Origin of the sequence: Paenibacillus sp. FSL R7-0297 (genome assembly GCF_038009025.1) — a bacterium.
Lineage (GTDB): Bacteria > Bacillota > Bacilli > Paenibacillales > Paenibacillaceae > Paenibacillus_AQ.
In genome coordinates this window covers 2,304,364-2,324,361 of the sequence record NZ_JBBPAQ010000001.1, presented here as the reverse complement: position 1 = coordinate 2,324,361, position 19,998 = coordinate 2,304,364, and the positions used below count along the sequence as shown (strand labels likewise).

Here is a 19,998-nt window from a genome sequence, read left to right as displayed (position 1 = left end):
TCTCTATGTAGCCGACGGAAGGCCGTCCGGATCAATCTCTTCTCCGCGCATCTGCTCCCGCAGAATGGCCCACTGTTCACGTGAAGCGCGGATCATAGCCGCATCCACAATTCTCTGGTCATTAATCACACGGGAGAACCACCTCACAGCCATAGCGAAATCGCCGACACGGCGGTTAAGCTCCCCGATCAGATACATCAGACGGGCATCATTTCCTCCCGAGGAATCATTCTCGAACACCTTCACATACTCATCAAGCGAGTAACGCAAGAAACGCTGCTCCTGTACCATATCCCCTTGATAGCGGTATAGCCAGGCAATATGGTGCAGCAGACTTGCAATGATCCGTTCCTTGTCCTTGATGCTTTGTGCGCAGATCAGGGCCAGCTTGTAAGTCTCCAGAGCGACCTCCCAGCTGCGCTTGTCCCCAAAGTCACGGGTTACCCAGCGTCTGCCCACCTGCGCTTCGAAAGATTTGCGCTGCCATTCCACCAGTTTGTCTGCTGAATTCTCCGTGGATGCGAACCCGCACTTCGGACAGACACGTACAACATAATAGTCAGGATTCTCATCCTTGTAATACGAGCAGAAATCAGCATCACGGCGGATGGCTTTTTTGAGACTGGGACGTACTCTGGATGTTGAAAATTCATGTTCGCAGTTGCAGCATACAACCTTAATTGAATACAGGGGGATTAATTCCGGCAAAACGCCCTCATCCTTTCACAGCAGCTCTTATTCATGGGGCATATTGACAAAATGATGCGCAGGACCCGCCAGCCGGCTTAGTACGAACGAACGCAGCGGCTCTTCCACACCGGTCTCTTCAAGTGCGGCCTTCATGCAGTTCAGCCAGTCATCCGCCCGTTCCGGAGTGATGGGAATATGCATATGCCTGGCTCTCATCATGGGATGGCCGTGCTGCTCCGAATAAAGGGCAGGACCACCAAAAAACTGGCTTAGAAACTGATATTGCTTCTCCAGTACAGGAGTAATATCTTCGGGAAATAACGGACTTAGCTGCGGGTGGAGCTGTACCTTGGAGTAGAACACTTCCACCAGACGGTGAACTCCCTCGGCACCTCCCAGGTTGTCAAATAGACTCTCATTCGAATTCATTGGAGGCTTCAGCCTTCTTCCCTTTTAATCTGATAAGCAGTTATTTTATTATACCAAAAAATAAGCTCGACAGTTATCCCTGCCTTAAGACATGCACCCTAAGGGAAAAAACACAAAAAAAGGCGCCAAACCTAAGTTCAGCGCTCGTTAACTACTGTAGTCAGTAAGTTCTAAATTCTTCATCACCAGGCGGGACAAGAGAGACCCGGATTACATATACAAAAGCACAAACAAGAACTCCGGCAACTACACTCATCACCATCACTCCATCCCTTAAATCATTCTTGATCAAATGTGCATTATTTAGTTTTTATAGTATCATAATTCCGGTGAAAAAGCACCGGTAAATGTAACCGCTTTCCGTGTTATTTTTGTGCTGTTTGTCCCACTTCCGGCATACAACTAAGCATAGAATTGGAGGTGCCACCCGATGACACTGAACAAAATTGCCGGTCCGCTGCTCGGTATCGTGCTGGCGGCCTGCATGCTGCTGATGCTGATCCATCCGTCCAGCTCTCTGGATGCGGCACTTCGCGGGCTAGCCGTCTGGTGGGACGTGCTGTTTCCTTCATTGTTCCCCTTCTTCGTCATTTCCGAAATCATGCTGGGCTTTGGCATCGTCCATCTCTTCGGGGCGCTGCTTGATCCGCTTATGCGCCCCCTCTTCAATATACCCGGCAGCGGCGGGTTCGTGGCTGCCATGGGATATGTGTCAGGATATCCCGTCGGGGCCAAATTAACCGCCAAGCTGCGGGAGCAGGGAATGATCAGCAAGGTGGAAGGGGAACGGCTGGTGGCCTTCACCACTTCCTCAGACCCTATTTTCCTGCTTGGCGCCGTATCCGTCGGATTCTTCCATGATGCCTCCCTCGGGCTTATCCTCGCCCTTGCCCATTACGGAGGCGGATTCATCGTCGGCCTGCTGATGTCATTTCATGGCCGCAGCAGGACCGGGGACTCCGGGACAGCTCCCGCTACGCCCGCAGCACCCTCATCTGCAGCCCCGTCAGGACCAAGTTACGGCAGACTGCGCACCGCGATGAATGCCATGGCTGAAGCCCGCCGTAAAGACGGCCGAAGTCTCGGCGAACTGCTTAGGAACGCCATCCAGTCCTCGCTGCAGCTTATTATTGTCGTTGGAGGGCTGGTAGTATTCTTCAATGTGCTGATGGAGCTGCTTGCCCGCGCCGGAATTATGTCCATGCTGTTCAGTACCACCGGACAGCTGCTGTCCCTGGCCGGATTACCGCCGGGGCTCTCAGCCGCTCTGGTCAGCGGGTTATTCGAGGTGACACTCGGTGCCCGCTCGGCCGGAGAAGCGGCTGCAGGAATTCCGCTGCAGTTCAAGGTAACCGCTGCAGCATTTATCCTCTCCTGGGGCGGATTATCCGTTCACGCCCAGGTAGCCAGTATACTGAATGGCACCGGACTGCGTTACCTTCCCTTTATGATCGCACGGTTAGTGCATGCCCTCCTCTCTGCCGGACTTGTTCTTCTGCTCTGGAAGCCGGTGGTCAGCTCAGGACTGGCCGGACAGTGGGGTGCGCTGCCCGTTGCCTCCGGACTGGCTTCACCGGATTCGGCTCTGTTCAGCAGCATCAGCCTGCTCTGCCTGCTGCTGGCCTGTATGCTTGTGCTGTCGCTGCTGATGCTGTTGGCGGGCAGGCTGCGGCGTTTTTAACTTGATTCAAATATTGTGTTCCGGGTCAAGATTGATTATGATCGGTGTATGACTGAATCATACAAAGGAGCCTGTACATCTTGAGATATTATGTTCTGGACCGCGGAGATGAATTGTCCATCCAACTAGCGGAGCAATTTCACAAGCTGGCGGCGGAGCGGGATTTGGAGCTGGATGCCAAGTCACCGGAAATTGTGATATCGATCGGCGGGGACGGCACCATGCTGCATGCTTTCCATACGTTTATCGACCAGATTCCAGATTTGGCTTTTGTCGGTGTGCATACCGGGCATCTGGGCTTCTATGCGGACTGGCAAGCTGAAGAGCTGCCGACCCTGATTGATTATATGTGCGGAGATATTGGGCCGCATAACCCACGTATGGTGCAGTATCCGCTCCTTGAACTGGAAATTCACAAGAAGTCCGGTTCAAGCTCGCATATTGCCCTGAACGAATTCACACTTAAAGGCGTAGACGGAACGGTTGTCATCCAGATTGATATTAACGATGTAACCTTCGAAATGTTCCGCGGTGACGGCATTTGCATCTCTACCCCCTCCGGCAGTACCGCTTATAACAAAAGTCTGGGAGGCGCCATGGTGCATCCCACGATTGAGGCGCTGCAGATTTCGGAGATTGCTTCGATTAATAACCGGGTATTCCGCACGATGGGTTCACCTCTGCTGCTGCCCAAGCATCATCACTGCGATATTTTCTCGCGCAAGGATCAGCGTCTGCTGCTGACCGTGGACCATAACAATATTCCTGTGGATGACCTGATCTCTGTACGTTGTCAGGTGTCCGACAAAAAAATCAGTTTTGCCCGGTACCGCCCTTTCCCTTTCTGGAACCGTGTCCGTGAAGCGTTTCTAGTGTAGAATTTCTGGGGAATAGAAGGATATCCGAACCAAATGATACGTCTGCTATCCATTGCTCTTACAGCCGGAGATGCCCCGCCTCTCCGGCTTTATCATGCCGCCTGTCCGGAGTCCTACTACCTCCGGAGCATCGTTCACAAGAAATGGACAGAGGGAATTTTCAGATGGTATAATGAACCTATTTTACAAAGTTTTCTAATTAAAAGGAGAGAATCTATTGAAAAAACTACTATCCCTCATTGGCGTGAGCCTGCTGGCCCTCGTACTGGCCGTTCCCGCCTTTGCAGCAGAGAAACCTATCAAAGTCTACATAAACAACAGCAATCTTACCTTCACCGCCGGAACCCCTTATCTGAAGGATAATACGGTGCTGGTGCCTTTCCGGGTTATATTCGAGAAGCTCGGGCTGCAGGTGCTATGGGATTCCAAGACTGGAACTGTTACAGGGACAGGGACAGGCCTGAATATCAGCCTTAAGGTCGGCAGCAAACGTGCTACTGTCAACGGTACCGTCAAGCAGCTTACGGTTGCTCCGGTTTCTTCGGCAGGTACAACTTACATACCGCTGCGTTTCATAGCTGAAGCCACCGGCGGAACAGCCGTCTGGGATTCAGCCAGCCGGAGCGTGAAAATTACCGTACCGCAATCCTCCTCCAGCGATGAGAAGGATATTACAGCACTCATTCAATTATCCAATAAATATTATAATGAAGAAAAAGCCATCAGCTTCTACTCCCTGGTAGATTCCGAATCCGACAATATGGAATCTGTAACGGATATGAATTCCCTGTTCGAGCTGTACGACCTCAAGAATACTATTAAAAGCCTTAAGATTCTGAGTCTTGCCGGAGACGAGGCTACTGTCTACACTGTCGAAAGCTCGGTTAGAACTGGCGGATATTATATCCCGGATGAGCAGTTCGAATATTTGTACACACTGGTCCGTAAGGACGGGTCCTGGAAAATCTCCGGAATGGAGGTACAGGAATCCACAGTGCTGCTTACACGTGAACAAGGCATGAAGCAGGCGGTGCTTCCACAGAATGACGCCACAGTAATCAAGGATAATCTCAGCAAATATTATCAGAATATGACTACCCAGAATGTTGATGGAACCCAGGCACTAATGACCTCTTACGGTGAGGAATATGACGCTGCCAGTGCAGCCGATCTGCAGGATCTGTTCGATTCCTATGATCTCAGCTACTCGCTGACGAATGCGAATATCTACTATTATGGGGCCGACGAAGCTGCCGTCTACACGGAAGTCTCTATTAAAGACGGTGAATCGGGAGAGAGCTACACCCAGTCCCTCATCTTCATTCTGAGCAAATCGGAAAGCGGCGCATGGACCATTGACGACACTTATCACATCAGCTTTGATAGTGCGCAATCCTAGCATTTCAAAAATATATCAAAAGGATGTATGAACTTATGAAATCAGCCAGAATCCTTACTGCAGCCCTCAGCGGCTGCTTGGCTTTATCCATCGCCTGGGCTCCTGCCGCTTCGGCCGCAGACGCTGCTGCTTCCACTGAAGCTGTGCAATCCTCCAAAACGGATATCATCAATGAAATTATGGAGTATCTTGAGTACTACAATGTGGAGGGTATTGATCAGGATACGCTTATCCGTGGTGCGATTGACGGCATGGTAAGTACGCTGGATGATCCCTACAGCCAATATTTCGATCAGGCGGAAGCTGCGGACTTCGGCCATGCGGTTGATCTGGAATATGTCGGCATCGGCGTCCGGCTCGTATATACGCCCAAAGAACTCTACATTGAAGAGGTGATGAGCGGTTCCCCCGCAGAGAAAGCCGGTTTGAAACGCGGGGATACCATTCTTAAGATCAACGGTGTACGGGTAGATGATACGGCAGGCGATGAGCTTGCCGGCGCGTCTGGCACGAAGGTCTCTCTGCTGATCCAGCGGAACGGCGTTAGCAAATCCTACAGCGTTACCCGCAGTGAAATTACCACAACATCCGTTACCGGCACAATTATCGGGTCCAAGGTTGCCTATATTGCCATCAACGGCTTCACACAGACCGCTGACGAAGAGTTCTCCACAGCGCTGGATAAAATGCGGGCAGCCGGAATGAAGTCACTGGTGCTCGATCTGCGTGACAATACAGGCGGCTACATGGATAGCGCCCAGAACATTGCCGCCAAGTTTATGGATGCCGGTATTATGATGTACACCTCCGATCAGAGCGGCGTACTGACACCTGTAACGATCACAAGCGGCAGCAAAATCGGTGTTCCCGTTGTTGTACTGACCAATGAATACACCGCCAGTGCTTCCGAAGCTTTGACCGGGGCACTCCGCGACAACAAACTGGCTACAATCGTCGGTACCCGTTCGTACGGCAAGGCGCGGATTCAGAGTCTGATTCCTATGTCGGACGGCGGCGAGCTGAAGCTGACAACGATGAAGTATCTGACTCCAAGCAAAGAGGATTTCAATCACATCGGACTCGCTCCTGATATTGAGATCAAGGGCAAAACGGCCCAGCTGATCACCGCTCTGCAAATCGCCGGACTGACCGGAATCACAGCCTCCGGTGACAATCATATTCTCGATATCGACGGTGCTGCTTTTGCCGGAAATGTCGGTCTGATCAAGCAGGGGGATAAAGTCTATGCCTCCTCCCGCGTACTGTCCGCGCTTGTAGAGAGTGAAGTAACCTGGGACGCGAAGAACAAGAAGGTGCTGATTACGACTGGAGCCGGCAAAAGCTCCGGATTCACCCTGGCCGCCAAAGAGGCGCTATACCAGGACGGCGAAACCTTCATCGAGCTGGGTGCCTTCAAGAAGAAGTTCCCGCTGCTTACGTGGAGCTACAACGCTGCCCAGAATCAGCTGAAATTATCGGTTAAATAATTGGATTTCATAGCTAAAATACAGCACTAACATCGAAAGAGTCCCTCCAGCCATATGGCTGAAGGGACTCTTTCAGTTATCAGTAGCGTCTAAGCGACACTGCCGGGAAATGCACCGAAACAACGGAGAAAACCTGGAGAATACCCGCACCGGGAACAAGCGTTGCCTACCCTTGGCTGTTATTCGGATTCTGGCTGCTCTGGTGATCCTGTTTGTTTTGATTGTTTTGATTATTCTGGTTATCCTGCTTGCTCTGGTTGTTCTGTCTGTTGGGACTGTTCTCTCTGTTTTCTTTGTTCTGCTTATTTGAGTTACCTTGATTGCCACCCTGATTCCCCTGCTGCTGGCCTCTGCCCTGGAACTCTTTATGGTTCTTCTTGCCTTGCTCCTTGTTGCGGTGATTCCGGCTCTGGTGCTCACGCACAGGTCTGTCTTTGGCAGCATGCTCCCGGCCTGAACCGCCTGCGTTATCCTTATCCCGGTTCCCTGCCTTAGACGGGGATTCGCGGTGATCTTTCACATTCCCTGCCGGCTCGGCAGCCTCCTGCTCCAGTTCTTCCTCCGTTCCCGGTTCAGGAACTTCCTTTATCAGAATATCCTTGAAGGTTCCCTCCTGCGGAGCCTCCTTCAGCTTGTGCAGTACAAAATACGCACAGCCAAAATTACAGTATTCATTAATATAATCCACCATGCCTGAAATAGCCGTATCCCGGTTCACCTTGGGGTGATTATCCCGGTAGAAGCCTTTCAGACGCAATTGGCTGTACCCCCAGTCGCCGATAATATAATCGTAGCGATCCAGCACCTCGCTGTATCTACCGCGAAATGCTTCCGGGTTCCAGCCGTCCTTATGATCGAGCATGAGCTCGTAACCTTTTCCACCTATAACGATCAAGCGTGTGTCGCCTGCCTTTCTATGAGAGGGTTGAGGCGTTGATAAGCCGTCATTCCGCGGGATTTTGAATTTCCGGCCGCTGTTGTTGTCTGATTTCTTCATTTCAAACCGCTGGGCGGTTGAAATCAGCCAACAAAGGCGGACGCTATCGCTCCTACAATTTCAAAATCCCTCTCCATGACTCCATCAACGTGAGGGGGTGGGTAACCGCAAACCCCAGAACCTCGTCGCTATCGCAACATCGGTTCTTTGCCCCTTTATTACAACACTAAACTAAAAAATAAAAGGCTTAAAGCTTAGACCTTAAAACAAAAACCTATCCCCTGTGACTCCGTCACGAGGCAAATTTGCACAGCAAATTTTGGTAAAGACTAAACATTATAGAAAGCACACAAGATAAAGCACGAGATAAACCAAAGGCCCCACTTAACCCTGGGAAACCGAACGCGCCTCACGCGCAACCGCAGCAGACTTCACCTGATCATGCGCATGATAGGAGCTGCGCACCAGCGGACCCGCCTCCACATGGCTGAAGCCGCGCTTCATTCCCTCTTCCTTCAGCATAGCGAATTCTTCCGGCGGGTAATACTTCTCCACATTCAGATGTTTCGGTGAAGGCTGAAGGTATTGTCCTAATGTCAATATATCACAATCTACTGCTCTCAGGTCATCCATCGCCTGCAGAATTTCGTCCCACTCCTCGCCGACACCAAGCATAATGCTCGATTTCGTTGGAATATCCGGCTTAATCTCCTTCGCACGGCGCAGCAGCTCCAGGGAACGGCGGTATTTGGCTCTGGCCCGGACACGGTCCGACATGCGTTCCACGGTCTCGATGTTGTGATTCAGAATATCCGGATTACTGTTCATCACGATCTCCAGACTCCCGCGGTCTCCCAGGAAATCGGGAATCAGCACCTCTACGCTGCACAGAGGAAGACGCTTACGAATCGCGGCCACCGTCTCGGCAAAAATCTGCGCCCCCCCATCCTTAAGGTCATCGCGGGCTACACTGGTAACCACACAATGCTTAAGCATCATCCCTTCTGCAGCTTCAGCCACACGTTCGGGTTCGAGCAGATCGAGTTCAGTCGGTAATCCTGTATTTACAGCGCAGAAACGGCAAGCCCGTGTGCAAATATCACCCAGAATCATGAAGGTTGCCGTACGGTTAGCCCAGCAATCATAAATATTAGGACAGCGCGCTTCTTCACATACGGTATGTAACGTCTTGGAACGCATCATGCCCTTAATTTCCTGATAATCTTCACCGGTGGTTAACTTGATTTTGATCCAGTCTGGCTTGGGCTGTTTGGCTGTTCTATTAGTCAAAATGATGAAACCCCGCTTTCGATCTGAATGTCATTTTTCATAGTTAAAAGTTGCTGCCTCATATTATAGCATGTGGAATAGTCGTTTGCCTGTTTTTGTGAACCTTTGGGAGGTAACGGATAAAAATAACGCTTTTGCTTCAATCTAAAGAAAAGCACCTGCAAGGTGCCATTTCATGAGGATGTTATAGATGACTAAGCGTCCGGAACACAGGAGGTTGAGATTATGCCTGCCCTATTCAGAAGTTATAACACCCGGAGAACCCTTATATGCATGTCGGCAGCCGCCTTGCTCTGGGGCAGCAGCCCTGCTATGAGTACCCCCGCCCACGCTGCCCGTTATCATAAGCTGCCGGAGCTGACGTCTAGCGGTCCCGTAGCCGGAGACAGCAAAGAAGCCGCCGCTGCTGCCCGCAAAGTGCTCTATGAACAGATGAGTGCTGCAACCGGAATTCCCTGGTTCCGGTTCGCTGCGATTGATCAATATGAACGCTCTGTCGCCAAAAAGAATAAAAGCCCTGCGGTGTCAGAAGCAGACCCCGCAGCAGCTCCGGCCCGGCTCACCGGGATCTCCATCCCTGCACCCGTATGGTCCGGCCCCCTGAACCCTAATCAGGAGGATAAGTTCCCGGAATCCATCACCTTCTTCGGCGGCTTCGGCCGTGACGGCACGGGAGATGGCATTGCCGATCCCGGGAATGATATTGATGTACTCTATAGCATGGCAGAGCATCTGCTTAAGTACGGCAGATCGGCCAGCGACTTCAGCATCGGTGTCTGGGAGTACTACCATAACGGCCGTGCGGCTCAGCGGATAGCCCAGTTCGCCAAGCTGTATGAGCATTTCGGGCGGCTTGACTTGTCAGGCAGCGCCTTCCCGCTGCCGATAGGTACGAACTACGCCTACCGCAGCACCTGGGGAACTGGACGGAGCTGGGGCGGGGCGCGCATCCACGAAGGAACGGATTTGTTCGCACCGCATGGCTTGACCGTCCGCAGCACCTGCTTCGGAGTGGTGGAGACCAAGGGCTGGAACCGTTACGGTGGCTGGCGGATCGGCATCAGGGATATCGAGAACCGCTACCATTATTACGCTCATTTGATGGGTTATGAGAAGTCCTTATCCCGGGGAGATATTGTGATTCCGGGCCAGACCATCGGCTGGGTAGGCAGCTCCGGATACGGCAGTCCAGGCACCCAGGGCAAATTCCCGCCCCATCTGCATTACGGGATCTACCGTGACCGCGGAATAACCGAATGGGCCTTCGATCCCTATCCGCTGCTCAAACAGTGGGAGAATCAGGAATTCCGGCAGCTCAAAAAAAGCAAAAATAAGAAATGAGCCTCTGCTTCATACAGATCTTCATTTAGTACAGCATCAGACAGCCAAACGGCTCAATCTCCACCAGTATCCGCTTATCGGTGCGGATGGTGAGTCCACTCAACAGATCAACCAGCACGGTTTTGTCCGAGCGGTAATTACACAGCTCAAGCTGGTACGCATTTGGAGAATTATTGATTATAAGGCCCATCCGGTCCTGTTCACTGCGCCGCACATAACCTAGAACATTGCGGGGTTCGTCTGTAAACCACGGGCGGAATCCGCCTGTCCGCAGCACTTCATGTTCTTTTCGCAAAGAGATCAGCTGTTTGTACCATTCCTGCAGCAGGATATTCTGATCCTGAGCTTCCCAGACCATCGGCTGCCGGCAGTGGGGATCCGTAGCCCCTTCCATTCCAACTTCATCGCCGTAATAAATCATAGGCAGACCGATATAGGTCATCTGGAAAAATACAGCCAGCTTCATCCGGCTTAAGCTTGTGGATTCCCGGTCCCAGCCCCTGCCTCCCTGCTTGCAGGCAGTCAGAAAACGTAAGGTGTCATGACTGCCCAGCAGCTGGAACATGGCTGAATTAGCCTGATCATTGTAGAGAGCTTCCTGGTGCAGCACCTGCTCCATAAAGCGGACCGGGCCCGCAGATTGTCCGGCAAAAAACTCCAGCACCGCATCCCGCAGCACGTAGTTCATCCCGCCGTCGAACTGGTCTCCCCGGAGCCATGGTCCGGAAGCATGCATAATCTCACCAATCAGCAGGAGCTCGGGGAACTCGGCCTTCAATTCCCGGCGGAACCTCGGCCAGAAGGCCGGGGTCACTTCATTGGCCACATCCAGCCTCCAGCCGTCGATTCCCGCCTCCCGTACCCAATACTTGGCTACCTCTATCATATAGTCGGCTACATCCGGATGATCCATATTCAGCTTCGGCATGCTGGCTTCCGCTTTGGCGAAGGTCTCGTAGCTAGGAACCGGCGCCTGGCGTACAGGGAAAGAACGGATATAGAACCAGTCTTTATACGGGGATGCCTCTCCACGCTCCAACACATCCCTGAAGGCAAAGAACGTATCCCCGGCATGATTGAATACCGCATCGAGCAGAACCTTCATCCCGTGTCGGTGTGCTGTATCAACCAGCATTATCAGATCCTCCATCGTACCAAAGCCCGGGTCCACCTTGTAATAATCCGATGTATTGTATTTATGCTCAGAAGGCGATTCGAAGATCGGTGTCATATAAATGGCGGTCACACCCAGCCCGTGCAAATAGGGGATTTTGTCCGCAATGCCTTGTAATGTCCCCTGGTTGAAGCTGCTGGGATAAATCTGATAAACAATCGCATCTGCTGTCCAGGAAGGCAGCAGGGTTGCCTGCGGACGGTGAATATATGCATATTGAAAAGCCCCTGCCTGCTCACGGTTCTCAGATATTCCCCTCTCTCCATACCATACATTTTCCCCTGTGGAATTCTTGATATGGAACTGATACCGGCATTTGCCGGTCTCCGTCCGGAGTACCGCCTCATGAATGTCATATGCCCCGGCAGAACCGGTCCGCTCCATCTCCTGCGGAAGCTCGCTGCCAGGTGAATCGTAGCGGTCGGAATGGATAACGGTACAATTGAGCGACTGTCCGCTCTGCACAAATAAACGCAATTTAAGGGTGCCAGGACCTACAGGGAAAGCGAAAGGGTCTTCGGCTGTATGGTAAAGAAATAAATGCTTGGACATTAGGTTCATTCTCCTTTGGTACTGCATAGAGTAGCTTGCACAATCTGTGTTATTATGGCAGGTAGAACGAGTTCACTGTCATGGATTACAAATACCGTTATGACCGAGAGGGATCGCTATGAAAGTTACGATTAAGGATATCGCCCAGGCGGCAGGGGTTGCCAAATCCACCGTATCCAAGGTAATGAATGACTCTCCCAAAATATCCGAGGAAACGAAAACCCGGGTCAGGGATATTATTAAACAGATGAACTATACTCCCAGCAGTATTGCCACCGGACTTGCCAGACAAAGCAGTAATACGGTCGCAATATTGATCGATATGTCTAAGGAAAGCGAATTTCTGAATCAATTCTTCTATAACATTATCGGCGGGGTGGAGAGCGTCATCGGACCTCTGAAATATGAGCTGACCATTGCCAATATTCAGCATGATCAGGCTGAGGGGCATTTCCTGCATAGACTGGTGCTGAATAAGCGGGTGGACGGTATCATTGCCAACACTTCAGTCCTGACTCCTGAGCTATGCGCAGAGCTTAACAGGCTGGAGTTCCCCTATATCTCGATCGGTGAGATTAATCCTCCCGGGACATGGGTCGATTGTGACAATGAGCTTGGAGGAACTGTGCTGACTGGGCATCTGCTGGAGCAGGGGTATTCCTCTGTTGCCTTTATTGGCGGAGAACAGAACGAGCCTCTGTTCCTCCGCCGTATTGCCGGTTATAGGGCCACACTCCGGCAGGCGGGACTTCCGGTGCGCAGCGACAGGATTATCAATGGCAGAGCGGCTGAGGAGGATGGCTATGACGCGGCTATGCAGCTGCTGCAAAGCGCAGAACCGCCCGATGCTATTGTCTGCATGAGTAACTTTTCTGCTTTTGGAGTGCTTCAGGCTGCCAGGGAATTGAATGTTCAGATTCCGGCGCAGCTGGGTATTGCCACATTCGATGAATATCCGCTGTCACCCTATACCACACCTCCGCTAACTTCACTCAATATGGATACCTTCCAGCTGGGGGTCTCTGCAGGACGGTTATTAATGGACAAGCTTGGCACCCAGATCACTACCGTGAGCGGACAGCTGCTGGAGCCAGTGCTGCTTCCCAGGTTGTCTTCCCTGCGAAGCAGTAAGTAGTCTGCGGACTGAATAGATTAAATGAGGCAATTCGTCCGAATGAATAACCCGGACTGGACTTGGTGGACTATCCCGGCCCCACTCACGGGAAACCGGTTTCCTTAAATTGAAATTAACACGCGCTACAGGCAATGTCAATGTGAAATCATACAATAGAAACTGCATGCCGAAGAGCCCCTACCACTGAATTGTGAAAGGGGCTCTTCAGCTTGTCCGTTTATCATCCCTGAATTAATGACCGGAGCTGCGGATGAACTGCAGCACTTCCCTCATCATCGCCGGGCTCTCCTCGCTGTGGCAGACCATATGCCCGCTCTTTTCCATAATCAGCACCTGCTTGCGGCCGGAGGGGATGGTCTGCTCCAGATAACCTGCACTTTTGAATTTCACCAGATGATCCCGCTTGCCCTGCACAATCAGGGTTGGCAGATCCATCTGCGGATAGATCTCAAAGCTCTCGCGGACCAGACGCTGAAATTCTCTTGTGGCCTTCGCGGGAGTGGAGCCCCATTTACGGATGTAATTCCTGATCATCACCGGCTGCCCCAGCGTCCGCAGGATCTGGACCGGATTCAGCGGAAACACAGGGGTGGACAGCAAAGTCAGTGATTTGATTCTGGCCTTATATTGAACCGATAGGTGGGAAGCAATCAGAGCGCCAGTAGAAAAACCTATCAGATGTACGCCCTCTGTCCGGGTAAGCAATGTACTCAGCTCATCCTCGGCGCTTTGCCGCCAACCCTGGCGGTCCGACTGGAGCAGATCACTCCGGCTGCCCCCGTGTCCTTGTAACGTAAACGTTCTGGACAGGCAATCATGTGCTCCGAGAAACTGGGACAGTGGAGCAATCTCATATTCGCCTCCGGTGAAGCCGTGTATAAACAAGCAGCTATTCATCATTTTTCCTCATTTCACACCTTATCAATATCCATTTATAGAAAAATAAACCTTAATTGAACTGAAGTCAAGGTTTACTCCCTGTTCTGCTATTTTTGGATTTTGGCCGGTATCCTGAGAGAAATGCGGAAGAAGCCCTCCAGCTGCATAGTCCGCACTGACTACAATATCCGCCTGGCTATGCTGCAGGACTTCCACCAGCTTCTCGATGTAACGGCTGTCATATGCCGCAGAAGCAGATAAGTAGACAATGACTTCGCTGCCATAGAGAGCCGAGATATTCTCCAGCGCGTGCAGCCAGGGCTTCTCGCCATGCACAGTAATCACAGCGTCACGCTCATGAACCGGGAATTCGGGAAAAGACTGGCTCCAGCTGTCCCGGACCCACACCCAGCGGATATTGCTGTAGCTCTGGCCTTCCTGCAGCGTCTGCTACCGCTCACGCGAATCCGCTGCCGTCCAGTTTTCTTCGAAAAAGACAACAGTGGTCACAAGCGGCGTCTCCGCCGTATGCCGAGCCAGCGGAATTGCCGGCTCCGGCAGACAAGCAGACAGATCACCGGGAATCTGGAGCAGATCCGCATCAGCAGGATTGCCCTGCAGATTCCATTTCCGGCGGTATGCCCGCTCCCCCGGTGCAAAGGACGCATTGCCTGCGTTAATCACAGTTCCTTCCTCAAGCGGGTGAAGGACATGCACATATACCGGATCACTGAGTGCAAGACTTGCCCCCTGCATCCGGGCCCGCAGACACCAGTCGGCAATGATCAGCCTGCGCTCCACCAGTGATGAATCGAAGCCTCCTACCCTCAGCAGCAGCTCTCTTGCTATAAGCAGACAGGACCCGCCCAGTACCTCCGCATACCTCCATTCCCCTTGCCTTTTGTCCAGGATGTGGGCTGCATAAGCTGACAGTTCAGAGTATCCGGCAAAATGCAGCTGTTCCTGCCCCTCTCCCCGTTCACTGGAGGAACGCGGAGCCACCACGCCCACCGCTGGATCATCAATAGGCGGCCATAGCAGATTCCCAAGCCAGCCGGGGGACACCATCACACGGTCCTCCAGCAGAACGACAAAAGAGGTCTCAGCATAAGCCAAGGCCTCATTCACCCTATAATTCCCGGCGGTAAAGGGGAGAAATACCAGATTCGCCTCCCCGAGAACTGCTCTGACAACCATTGCAGCGGAAACTCAGCAGTCATCGGAACGGCAATCAGCCGGACAGAAGAACCGGAGTGCCGAAGCAGCAGCCGTAGACACTCCGCCGACCACTGCGCATGCCGCAGCTCCACTACAAGCGTAACCCCTCCCTGCACCGGCAGCGGAAGCAGCCCTTCCCGTTCCAGATAGCTGTATCTTCCGGCCAGACGTTCCGTGCTGACAGCTTTTACAGTATTCATGGTTTTAATTGTGTTGATTGCATCCATCGCTTCATAGGACAACCAGACTCACACTCCATTAGTCATAACTGCGCTGTCTGTAGTGTATGAGCGGGATAGGGCAGGTATCCCTGTTTATGCCGTATTCGGCAGATAGTCCGCAAAGCGGATACCCACGTCAAGCTGCAGCGGTCGCACTTACCACCTGTCTGTCATCACTACCGGCTTGATTCCATCGGCATCGAATTCCATTCTGTCGACGCATAACATACGGTTGCCCGGCTCCGGGTCTCCGATAAGCCTCCGGTGATAGACGATCAGCCATTCATCGCGGTCAGGAAGATGTAAATATCCGTGATGGCCGGGACCTTCCGCTAGAGGCTCCTGCCTCTCCAGTATGGTCCCTTTGTTATCGAATGGTCCCAGCGGATTATCGCTTACGCCGTAAGCTACCCGGTAGGTCCCGTTGGTCCACCCGCCCATCGACCACATCAGATAATATAGACCGTCCTTCTTGATCATGCACGGTCCTTCCACATAACCCGGCGGGGTAATAGAGCAGATCATTTGTCCGTCCGGGAAAGGGACAAAGCCCGTCATTTGCTCATTCATCCGGGCCATGTTGCAATGTCCCCAGCCCCCGTAATACAGATAGATTGCACCGTCATCATCCTTGAACAGATGAGCGTCAATGGGCTGGGCACCGTGAATAAACTTGCCGATCAGCGGCCTGTGGAGGTACCCCCTGTAGGGGCCTTCGGGAGCATCCGCAACGGCAATCTCCAGCCCGCCGGCTTCACCGTCCTTCTGGATATCGTTCGAGGCAAAGACAAGATAATACCGGCCGTTATGCTCAATCTGGGTCGGAGCCCATACCGCCCTCCAGATCCAGGGGAAATCATCCATTTCAATAATGCTCTCATGGACCTTCCAATGGATCAGGTCCCCGGAGCTGAAGGCATCCAGATTCATCTGAAGGGTATATTCCGTAAATGATCTGGTGGCATAAATATAATGCCTGCCTTGATAGGTCCTGGCTTCGGGGTCTGCATACCAGCCCGGCACGATCGGGTTCGTAATTCCTCGCAAGCGAACCTCCCTCCTTTCTCCGCAACCTGCATATTAACAGCTGTATAGTCCGTTCTCTTCCTGTTCCCGGATCCAGACCTGCATGAAGCCGGACGCTCTGTTGTCCCAGGCGTAATAGGGAATGAACCGGAGCGGTCTGCCCTCTTCATCCCGGCTCTGCAGCACCGTCACCCCGCCCAGCAGCTCCGGCAGGTGTTCCACCCGGAATTTCGCACGGGGCGGAATGGAGCAGGCATCATAGAACAATCCGGGATGATCCGTCTGCTCCAGACAATACACAATGGGTCCCCGCTGAACGGCAACCCTCCCTTTGTCCGCCTCCACTTCCGGCCTGGCCCGCACAAGATTCACCGGCATATCCAGCTCAAGCACAACCGTATCTCCCGGCGACCAATGCCGGTTAAGCACCAGATACCCTTGATCCGTCAGGGCTCCGGCCCCGCTGATGCTGACGCCGCCAGCCTCCAGCCGGTATCCCCTGCACCATTCCGGCACACGCAGCCGGATGCTGAAGTCAGCAATTGCTGCAGGGTTCACCTCAAGCTCGATCCGGCCTTCCCAGGGATACTGTGTGCTTTGCTTCAGCCTGACGCCCAGTCCGCTGCCCAGCACAAGCTCTGCCTCGCTGTTCATGTACTGATTGACCACCAAGCCTTCTTCTGCAGTAGCATAGACGTATTGGCCCAGCGAAGGCAGAAAACGGGCCAGATTGGTTGGACAGCAGGAGGTTTCGAACCAGGGCACACGATGATGCCCGCCCTGCGAAGCAAGCGGATTGACATAGAAATACTTATCCCCGGACAGGGATATTCCCGACAAGGCGCCGTTGTACATTTCACGCTCTACCACATCGGCGTATTTGCCGTCTCCGAACGTCAGGTTCATCCGGTGATTCCAGAACACCATGGCAATGGCGGCACAGGTCTCGCAATAGGCGCTTTCATTGGGCAGGTCATAATCGAAGGTGAAGCCTTCGTTATGCCTGGACGGCCCAATGCCGCCCGTTACGTACATGTTGCGCTCTACGGTATGGGCCCAGACCCGGTGCAGCGCCTCCGCATAAGCGGAATCCCCTGAAGCATGGACAATATCCGCCATGGCCGTGTACATATACATGGCACGGACAGCATGCCCGGTCACCTGCTTAATCTCACGGACAGGAACATCATCCTGACAATAGGCCGGCCCCCATTCCGGATTGTCCCAGATCGCGCCCGCGCCATATCCATGGCCGCGCTCCTCCAGCAGCCACAGCGCAAGCTTCCAGTAGCGCTCGGCCCTGGTCACGCGGTAGAGCTTCACCAGCGCCAGCTCAATCTCCTGATGCCCTTCCACCCAGTGCCGCTTGCCGGGGCCGAACACCTCATCATAATGATCGGCCAGACGGCAGGCCACCTCCAGCAGCCCGCGCTTGCCGGTCGCTTCATAATAGGCAACCGCCGCCTCAATCAAATGGCCGCCGTTATACATCTCGTGCTTCTCCATGTCCGTCCATTTGCCCTGCGGATGCTCCAGTGTGAAGTAAGCACTAAGGTATCCATCCGCTTCCTGCGCTGCCGAGATCAGCCCGATAATCCGGTCGGCTTCAGCTTCCAGCGCCGCATCCCGCCCCGACATCAGCGCATAGGCTATGCCTTCAAGCACCTTGTAGACATCCGAGTCATTATAATATTTGCCTTCGTAATGCCCCTCCATTAAGCCCCCGGCCTTGGCGAAGTTATCGATGCGCCCGGTATCCTCACATTTGGACAAGCAGTCCGGCAGAGTGATCTGCCGGAGTACGTCCAGGCGCGGCTTCCAGAACTTGTCATTGATTGTTATGCTCGTAAAAGACACACCCTGCCAGGCGTGCAGCTTCGCTTGTTGCTCTGCCATTTCCGTTACCCGCCTCCCACTATAAATTAATATTTTCTCTTGTTTGCTCACTCGTTCTTAGGTTTTCAGCCATGGACAGGTTGAGAGTTGGAGAAGTCATGTAAGGATGACATTATTTTCTTGCAGAGCCGGTGGCGGGAATAGAGGTTGGGGGGATTGTCCCCAGCCCATGGATCGTTCCTGTGATCGCACTTTGGATATCCACACCTGTCTCTTGACGGCTTACCCTCCCATGTCACGCGGGGTCTTTGCCCTTACATTCCTTCGTTCTGCCTCTCAAGAGGTGGACGCCGTTTCTTGCTCCTTTACAGGGTCGTTGCCCTTATGGAATTAGTTCCTGCGGCTGCTCCGTGCTTCTTTTGTCTTTGGTGAAACCTACTTCAATGAGCAAAATGAGTTTGGTTTTTCTTAGGCTGCCATCTGTAGCTGGGCCTGACGGACCGGCCCTAACACGCTGTTTGCATCGTATGGAATGTGCTTCGTCCCGAGCGTATGAAGCACGCGAATAAGTTTCCCGCACAACGCCACAAGGGATTGCTTTTTCTTCAGTGGATTCTGACTTCGTGTCGTAAAATACTGGTGCAGTGCCTTGAATTCGGCGTTCTTTGCTACCATGGGCATGACCGCCCGGAACAGCAGGGCCCTCAGCTTTGCACGTCCACGTTTGGTAATACTGGACTTGCCCTTTTTCTTTCCCGAACTATTCTCTTTGAGATTCAGTCCGGCCAGCCGAATAATCTGCTGTCCATGCTCGTAACCACTCAGATCGCCCACTTCCGCCAGGAATCCCGCTAACGTCACTACAGCCACACCGGGCACGGTAAGCATCTCTTTCGTGCCTGGAATTTGCCCTAGTAGACGTTCTACTTCGGACAGAATCTCTTCAAGCTGTCTGGCGAACATGTCATACTGCTCCAGAAGTGTTTTAATCTCGATCTTTGCTGCAGGAAGACCTTCGGTCAGACCGATAGAGCCTCTCGCCGTTTCGACCAGCAATTGGGCTCGCTTCGTTCCCACCGCTCGTTTCACGTCTTTCTTCCACCGCTGAGCGATGGCTTCTGCACCGAGTCCTACGATCTCACCTGGCGTCGGAAACTCGTCTAGAGTAATAAGCGAGGCTTTTCCTTCCCAGTCTTTAAACACCTCAGTGTATTCCGGGAAAAAGCGATCCTGCCAGTTCTGCACCCGCCTTTGCACCTGCCCGAGGTTCACCATGATCTTCTCCCGAAGATTCATGAGAATTCGCAGATCTGCGTAGATACGCGTTGGCAATTTAGGTTCGCTGTATTTCCCATTCCGCACTAAATCGGCAATGACTTTAGCGTCTTTATAGTCGTTTTTCGTGGGTGAGTTATCTTCCAGTTCTTTGCTTTTGTGTACATGATGCGGATTGACAATGACCAAAGGAATGCCGTGCTGTCCCAAATACTCGGCCAGGTTAAACCAATAGTGTCCGGTAGGCTCAATGCCAAAGAGGACGTCGCTCTTGGCATGCTCCCGCTGAAGCTCCTTCATCCACTGAACCAGTTGCTCCAGTCCGGTACGGGTATTTGAGAACACACAATCCTTTCCGAGTTCAATCCCCCGGTAGTCGATAGCGCGAGCCACATGGGTTTCTTTCGCAATGTCTGCGCCTACGACAAGGGTCTTGTCGGAAATTCGTGTAATCCGTTGATTCTGCTTCTTCGATTGTTTATACTTCATGTTGAGTGCCTCCTGTGCTGGAATTGTTCTTTGGCGGAACGTTTCCCAGTATACAGTTGGC

18 protein-coding genes are annotated in these 19,998 nt (G+C 52.6%); 6 read left to right on the top strand and 12 right to left on the bottom strand.

The window, feature by feature from the left end:
- Nucleotides 1-3 precede the first annotated feature (3 nt).
- Both MKZ24_RS10260 and MKZ24_RS10255 read right to left on the bottom strand, forming a co-directional pair.
- A complete protein-coding gene (locus MKZ24_RS10260; RefSeq protein WP_042239494.1) occupies nt 4-708 on the bottom strand; it encodes a DUF2225 domain-containing protein in 705 nt (234 codons plus the stop codon).
- A gap of 27 nt (nt 709-735) precedes the next feature.
- Nucleotides 736-1,119 carry a globin domain-containing protein gene (locus MKZ24_RS10255; RefSeq protein WP_042139845.1) on the bottom strand — a complete coding sequence of 128 codons (384 nt, stop codon included), beginning with the start codon at nt 1,117-1,119 and terminating at the stop codon, nt 736-738.
- Between the two features lie 430 nt (nt 1,120-1,549).
- Between MKZ24_RS10255 and ylbJ the strand changes: the two genes are divergently transcribed.
- The 4 genes from ylbJ (at nt 1,550) to MKZ24_RS10235 (ending at nt 6,564) form a co-directional block, all read left to right on the top strand.
- Nucleotides 1,550-2,800, top strand: coding sequence for a sporulation integral membrane protein YlbJ (ylbJ, locus tag MKZ24_RS10250; protein ID WP_042239495.1), 1,251 nt, complete (start codon nt 1,550-1,552; stop codon nt 2,798-2,800).
- Between the two features lie 80 nt (nt 2,801-2,880).
- Nucleotides 2,881-3,678: an NAD kinase gene (locus MKZ24_RS10245; protein WP_042239496.1), complete on the top strand. Its 798-nt coding sequence runs from the start codon at nt 2,881-2,883 to the stop codon at nt 3,676-3,678.
- Nucleotides 3,679-3,895: 217 nt separating this feature from the next.
- On the top strand, nt 3,896-5,077 hold the full coding sequence (locus MKZ24_RS10240; protein ID WP_081956686.1) for a copper amine oxidase N-terminal domain-containing protein: 1,182 nt from the start codon (nt 3,896-3,898) through the stop codon (nt 5,075-5,077).
- 35 nt (nt 5,078-5,112) lie between these two features.
- The gene (locus tag MKZ24_RS10235; RefSeq protein ID WP_052416724.1) at nt 5,113-6,564 is read left to right on the top strand and encodes a S41 family peptidase; all 1,452 of its coding nucleotides are present in this window, start codon (nt 5,113-5,115) and stop codon (nt 6,562-6,564) included.
- A gap of 166 nt (nt 6,565-6,730) precedes the next feature.
- Here MKZ24_RS10235 and MKZ24_RS10230 read toward each other — a convergent pair whose 3' ends face one another.
- A complete protein-coding gene (locus MKZ24_RS10230) occupies nt 6,731-7,459 on the bottom strand; it encodes a YutD family protein (RefSeq protein ID WP_340782627.1) in 729 nt (242 codons plus the stop codon).
- Between the two features lie 426 nt (nt 7,460-7,885).
- On the bottom strand, nt 7,886-8,791 hold the full coding sequence (lipA, locus tag MKZ24_RS10225) for a lipoyl synthase (protein WP_340782624.1): 906 nt from the start codon (nt 8,789-8,791) through the stop codon (nt 7,886-7,888).
- A 225-nt stretch (nt 8,792-9,016) separates the two neighbouring features.
- Between lipA and MKZ24_RS10220 the strand changes: the two genes are divergently transcribed.
- Complete coding sequence (locus MKZ24_RS10220) at nt 9,017-10,132, top strand: M23 family metallopeptidase (RefSeq protein WP_340782622.1); 1,116 nt, start codon at nt 9,017-9,019, stop codon at nt 10,130-10,132.
- A gap of 25 nt (nt 10,133-10,157) precedes the next feature.
- Here MKZ24_RS10220 and MKZ24_RS10215 read toward each other — a convergent pair whose 3' ends face one another.
- Nucleotides 10,158-11,858, bottom strand: a complete 1,701-nt coding sequence (locus MKZ24_RS10215; RefSeq protein WP_042239503.1) for an alpha amylase N-terminal ig-like domain-containing protein — start codon at nt 11,856-11,858, stop codon at nt 10,158-10,160.
- A gap of 118 nt (nt 11,859-11,976) precedes the next feature.
- Here MKZ24_RS10215 and MKZ24_RS10210 point away from each other — a divergent pair, with 118 nt between their 5' ends.
- Nucleotides 11,977-12,993, top strand: coding sequence for a LacI family DNA-binding transcriptional regulator (locus tag MKZ24_RS10210; protein ID WP_042239505.1), 1,017 nt, complete (start codon nt 11,977-11,979; stop codon nt 12,991-12,993).
- A 231-nt stretch (nt 12,994-13,224) separates the two neighbouring features.
- Here MKZ24_RS10210 and MKZ24_RS10205 read toward each other — a convergent pair whose 3' ends face one another.
- The 7 genes from MKZ24_RS10205 to MKZ24_RS10175 form a co-directional block, all read right to left on the bottom strand.
- A complete protein-coding gene (locus MKZ24_RS10205; RefSeq protein ID WP_340782618.1) occupies nt 13,225-13,893 on the bottom strand; it encodes an alpha/beta hydrolase in 669 nt (222 codons plus the stop codon).
- Between the two features lie 21 nt (nt 13,894-13,914).
- Complete coding sequence (locus MKZ24_RS10200) at nt 13,915-14,217, bottom strand: hypothetical protein (protein WP_197072994.1); 303 nt, start codon at nt 14,215-14,217, stop codon at nt 13,915-13,917.
- Nucleotides 14,218-14,322: 105 nt separating this feature from the next.
- Nucleotides 14,323-15,000 carry a hypothetical protein gene (locus MKZ24_RS10195; RefSeq protein ID WP_340782615.1) on the bottom strand — a complete coding sequence of 226 codons (678 nt, stop codon included), beginning with the start codon at nt 14,998-15,000 and terminating at the stop codon, nt 14,323-14,325.
- On the bottom strand, nt 14,997-15,332 hold the full coding sequence (locus tag MKZ24_RS10190; RefSeq protein WP_340782613.1) for a hypothetical protein: 336 nt from the start codon (nt 15,330-15,332) through the stop codon (nt 14,997-14,999). Before MKZ24_RS10190 ends, MKZ24_RS10195 begins: the two co-directional genes overlap by 4 nt.
- A 135-nt stretch (nt 15,333-15,467) precedes the next feature.
- Entirely contained in the window at nt 15,468-16,358 is an 891-nt protein-coding gene (locus MKZ24_RS10185; RefSeq protein ID WP_340782609.1) for a glycoside hydrolase family 43 protein, read from the bottom strand.
- 33 nt (nt 16,359-16,391) lie between these two features.
- Entirely contained in the window at nt 16,392-18,233 is a 1,842-nt protein-coding gene (locus tag MKZ24_RS10180; RefSeq protein ID WP_340782607.1) for a glycoside hydrolase family 127 protein, read from the bottom strand.
- A 408-nt stretch (nt 18,234-18,641) separates the two neighbouring features.
- Entirely contained in the window at nt 18,642-19,937 is a 1,296-nt protein-coding gene (locus MKZ24_RS10175) for an IS110 family transposase (RefSeq protein ID WP_042234001.1), read from the bottom strand.
- Nucleotides 19,938-19,998 lie beyond the last annotated feature (61 nt).